4 protein-coding genes are annotated in these 4,618 nt (G+C 39.5%); all 4 read right to left on the bottom strand.

The genetic code is table 11. The annotated features are described in order from the left end of the window. Positions 1-145: 145 nt before the first annotated feature. The gene (locus RRY12_12565) at positions 146-1,207 is read right to left on the bottom strand and encodes a DNA cytosine methyltransferase (GenBank protein ID MEG2185506.1); all 1,062 of its coding nucleotides are present in this window, start codon (positions 1,205-1,207) and stop codon (positions 146-148) included. Between the two features lie 123 nt (positions 1,208-1,330). Then, the gene (locus RRY12_12560; GenBank protein ID MEG2185505.1) at positions 1,331-3,223 is read right to left on the bottom strand and encodes an ATP-binding protein; all 1,893 of its coding nucleotides are present in this window, start codon (positions 3,221-3,223) and stop codon (positions 1,331-1,333) included. A gap of 80 nt (positions 3,224-3,303) precedes the next feature. Then, positions 3,304-3,756 (bottom strand): very short patch repair endonuclease, encoded by a 453-nt coding sequence (locus RRY12_12555; protein MEG2185504.1) that lies wholly within the window; start codon positions 3,754-3,756, stop codon positions 3,304-3,306. A gap of 127 nt (positions 3,757-3,883) precedes the next feature. Next, positions 3,884-4,495 carry a DUF4145 domain-containing protein gene (locus tag RRY12_12550; GenBank protein MEG2185503.1) on the bottom strand — a complete coding sequence of 204 codons (612 nt, stop codon included), beginning with the start codon at positions 4,493-4,495 and terminating at the stop codon, positions 3,884-3,886. Between the last annotated feature and the right edge of the window lie 123 nt (positions 4,496-4,618).

Here is a 4,618-nt window from a genome sequence, read left to right as displayed (position 1 = left end):
ATGCAGCTGGCGCATTTTTCCGGCGGCGTGCGCGAGGTGTACAACCAAGCGAAGTATATGCCGGAGCGCTGCAATATGATGCAGTGGTACGCGAATGTGCTGGATGGGCTGCGTGGATAAAAATAATACGGACGCTGACGGAATATCAATGATCTGTATTTTCTAAATGTTTTGCGATGCTTTTAGCAATGACCCTTCCCAATTCTACAGGGACGGCGTTGCCAATTTGTCGCCCCAATATTTTAGTCACATATTTTTCGCCAGGCTTCACGAATTGATAATTTAATGGAAATGTTTGAAACAACGCCGCTTCCCTCAAAGATATTGCCCTGTCTTGCTCTGGATGTCCGAATCTGCCGTTTCCATACCCGAAGCATAATGTGGTCATCGTCGGAGAAGGCTCATTCCATGACATTCTGCCGTAAACGGAGGCATACGTTGCGCCGCTTGCTTTTTTATGGCATTTGGCAATAATTTCCTCAGGCCAGTCACGCCATGTTCCACCGGGTTTTGACGCTTTGATTCTGCGTAAGTTTGTATCGCCAAGGCGTGCGCATCGATGTAGAGGGTCATTCTCCGAAATTTCTCCTGCTGCGATTGGTGGAAGCATTCCTATTGTATCTTTCACCGTTTTGTAGTCTGTCATAGTCTTGCATATAGGAGAAATGAGTTTTATTCGTGCATTCCTTGATCCTAACACTACCAAACGCCTTCTGTATTGTGGTATTCCGTACTCCTGGCAGTTAACTATAAACTCAGTGACCTGATATCCTGCTGCTTCAAGTGTTTCTATAAAGTCTGATAAAACTTGGCCGTTGTCGAATGCTTTTAATGCAGGCACATTTTCCATGGAAAATATGTCTGGTGATACTTCTTTGATAAGCTCTGCGAATCTGTACAACAACCTCCACTTATCGTCTTTTTTCCTGTCTCCAGTATTGTATGTTGAGAAAGGCTGGCATGGAGCGCATCCGACTAAGATTTTGATGTTGGCGTCTTTCATATACTCTTTTATGGTGTCGGCTTTGAGATTCATTACGTCTTCATTAAGAAAAACGGCATCGTTGTTATATTCATAGGGATATTTGCACGTATTGTCAAAATCTATCCCGGCGGTAACGTTGAATCCCTCTTGTATGAATCCATGTGTCAACCCACCGGCGCCACAGAAGATGTCCACGACGGCTATTCTTTTTTTATCACTCATACCACATCCCCCTCTCTGCTGTCAAGGATTATAACAGAAAAGGGGTTTTTCGTCGATGATATCATTGTGCGTTCTTAATTATTAGTAATAATGTCGTGTTTTTACTATTTTTAACAAAAGTTATTATTCTATAGAAACCCCAAGTTTTTTAAGTTTCTTTTTGTTTTCGTCTCTGGATTTTTTGCTATAACCTAGATATGTACATATATATTCTATGAATTGGCAAAATGTGTCGTAATTGATGCTATCTGTACATAATGACGCAAACGACTTACGTTTGCTATTTTGCCATATTGATGCTGTGTCAAGCGGTTGTTCTGGACGGAATTCACCAATATTAAATATTTTATGTTCTGACCTGGCTATCCAAGCCGCTCCCACTTCTACAATAGCTCCCCACGAATTTCTCATATCAATGCTTGTCACAAAAATTACGAATATTTTTTGATTGGAATAACTATCCATAAAAAATTTCTTTAAATAATCATAGATACCGTTTTCTCCGTTTTGGCCCACAGGTATCCTAGCTTCTTCGTCTTCGCAATTAGTATATATAATGTCTATCTTTGGAACGCCGTTGAATAATAACATTTCATATATTACATCTGCCAAATCCTTATCTTTCTTTGTATGGCTAATAAGTATTTTCTTTTTGTCTTGATCAATACGCGGTTTCAGTCCCAATGCGGCGCTGTTGTTGTTTATGGTGTCTTGCAATATTTTTTCTACTTTTTGGGAATCTCCTGCCCCTAGCTCTTTTACTATTTTTTTTGCGGCATCTGCCGATGTCGTATTTTTAAATCCGTCAACCTGTTTTTTAAAGAGTTCTTCTACTTCTTTTTGTTTATCTAACTTTTTCCTTTTTTGATTTTCTTTTTTTCTAGCCGCATATTCTACACGCATTCCCACTATTTCAGGGAGGAGTTCCTCTCGTACATATTTGATTACGGTTTGGTAACGTATATCGTCTGTTTTGTAGCCTTGTCGATTGCTTAAAGCCATATCCACAAGTTCAGAGAGCTCAAAGATGTCAATGTGCAGCTGTCCTACGACATATACCTCATTTAATTTATTCTGACCAACGACTGGAAGGATGTTAAATTCTCCCATTTTTTCATTCGCGTATAGTGAAATGAAATTATCTGGAAAATCAGTAGCCTCCTGTTTCCTATTTCTTGTGCTTTTATATGCGCCTATCCATCCTCTTATTTCAATATTGTATGGCAATGGTTTTCCATAGTTCTTATTCATTATGAAAACGTCTGGAAAAATCTTTGTCTGTAGTGTTTTTAACAATACATCTTTTTTATCGAGGTATTCAGTCTTGAAATAATTTTTATACTTTGAAAAAGGTTCCCCAAATGTAATTAAAGCGCATAATTCCTCCACCATGTCTTTATCAGATCTTGCTATGGTTTCTTCGTCTTTGCCTCTAACCAAATGAATCTTGAAATCTTTGCTGACCAAAGGGAAAATACGGAGCAAGTTTTTTTTAACGGCGTTTAATCCTACGTGAAGTTTATACTGTGGTGTGGACATTACAACAGCCGTCCCGTGTTGCCTTACTTTCTTAAAATTGATCTTTTCTTCGGGTAATGGTTCCAGCATTTTCTTTTCGCCTGGATGTCTTGAGAGTATGAATCCAGATTTTTCTTCTTCAACCCTTGTTTTAACAATGACATTCTCTGATACTGAAAGAGCCGCGAGCTTTCCAACTCCCTTTCTACCCATTTTTTTTCTGCCAGAAGGTGTATATGCGTCATTTTCCCCGGTTCTGGTGATGCCAGCAACATTAAGGTATTTTTTAATATCGCCATTTTCGTAAGACATACCCTTGCCGTCGTCTTCAACGGTGATATCGTCTTCATTATCAAATATCCAAACGTTATTGGCATCTGCATCGTAAGCGTTGGCTATTAATTCAGCCAGTATATAGTATATGTTTGTATAAAGGCTTGGTCCAAGAAGTTCTAATATACGTGGGTCTATTTCAAGTTTATACTCTCTATTTTGCATCAAAGCCCCCCCTTAAGAATTTTTTATAATGAAACATAGATAATTATTATACCGCTGCCAGCTTAAATTTCATGAGAAAACTATTTTCTACTTTTTCTGGCAATTTTTCCCATTTCAGCTAAGTGGTCTCTGGTAATTTCTAGTACAGATTCAACGCAGCTGTCTATGTCGCGTGTTATTTCTTTGCCCCAGAAGCGGAGGACGGTCCAACCCGTTTTTTGCAGTTCGGCATCGACTGCTTGGTCACGCGCCATGTTTCTTTTGATTTTTGCTTCCCAGTAGGCTTTGTTCGTATCGAATCGCATCTTGCCGGCTTCGAAGTCTTTTCCGTGAAACAACTCGCCGTCGCAGAAGACTGCTATCCTGTATTTGGTTATGGCGATGTCCGGCGTGCCAGGCAGGCTCTTGTAATTTTTGCGGTAGCGCACGCCGCTGCGCCATAGGGCCTTGCGGAGCTTGAGTTCTATGGAGGTGTTCTTCGTCTTTATCCTCGACATCGCTTTGTGGCGTTGTTCCGGCGTCAGGTTGTCCATTTTATTTTACTGTCGCTCTCCTCTTAGCGTATACAATTTTCGTAAAGATTCCCTGGTTCGGCGGGGAATCTTCGTTTGTTTTTTTATGCATCTTTAGAAAGTTCCATTTTAAAAATTTGTATTAAGCTTAAATAGGTTGTATCTCACCGGGGATTTCATATATATACAGTAATACTTGATATGTGAAGGTTATTATCTGCTTCGCGTTTTCTGGTGTTGTCTGTTCAATATTATGGTTTACTGTATTCCCCATCTTTCTTATCTTATCTAGTAGAGGGAGACAGCTCGGGTGAAAAAGATGTTGTTTGTCATAAAAATCAACGTAATGTTGAAAGCTTTTATCTGTTTCTGCACCTTGATTTACTGCAACGTTCATTATAATTTTACGACATAGCATTACAGTAGCAGTAAAACATCCATTGCTCATGCATGTTCTTGCTTCTTCATATAAATTGGAGACTTCACTCGGGAGATGCATTACAGGTTTAACTTCAGGTATGCCTGGAAATTGTTTCTCGTCGAAAATTATTGTTGGGTTTTGGCAATGGGGGCAGATGTATATTGCTCCCCTACGATTATCAACCATGGTATCTTCATTGGGAGAATCCATACGAGCACTAAAATTGTATCCACTAACAGAAGATACAAGGTTCGCACAATAGGGACAAGTGTAAGATAGCGGAAAAATAACTGACAAATTTTGCCAGTGGATACAATAACTGTCTATCGGTCTGTTCATATTGATTATTTCCTCCATTCTCACTTTGTATTAGAACGCGTAAAGATTTCCTGCTTTGGCGGGGGATTTTTCGTTTTTGTTAGCCTCCTCTCTACACGATCTTCATGTGGGTTATTTTTTTGA

The organism is Cloacibacillus sp. (assembly GCA_036655895.1).
Classification (GTDB): Bacteria; Synergistota; Synergistia; order Synergistales; family Synergistaceae; genus JAVVPF01.
The sequence above is the reverse complement of the archived record's forward strand: the minus strand, read 5'-3'. Positions and strand labels throughout refer to the sequence as shown.

Excerpts from the sequence above, each read along its gene's own strand:
- RRY12_12555 (MEG2185504.1), bottom strand. The coding sequence starts at position 3,756 with ATGGACAACCTGACGCCGGAACAACGCCACAAAGCGATGTCGAGGATA.
- RRY12_12560 (MEG2185505.1), bottom strand. The coding sequence starts at position 3,223 with ATGCAAAATAGAGAGTATAAACTTGAAATAGACCCACGTATATTAGAA.
- RRY12_12550 (MEG2185503.1), bottom strand. The coding sequence starts at position 4,495 with ATGAACAGACCGATAGACAGTTATTGTATCCACTGGCAAAATTTGTCA.
- RRY12_12565 (MEG2185506.1), bottom strand. The coding sequence starts at position 1,207 with ATGAGTGATAAAAAAAGAATAGCCGTCGTGGACATCTTCTGTGGCGCC.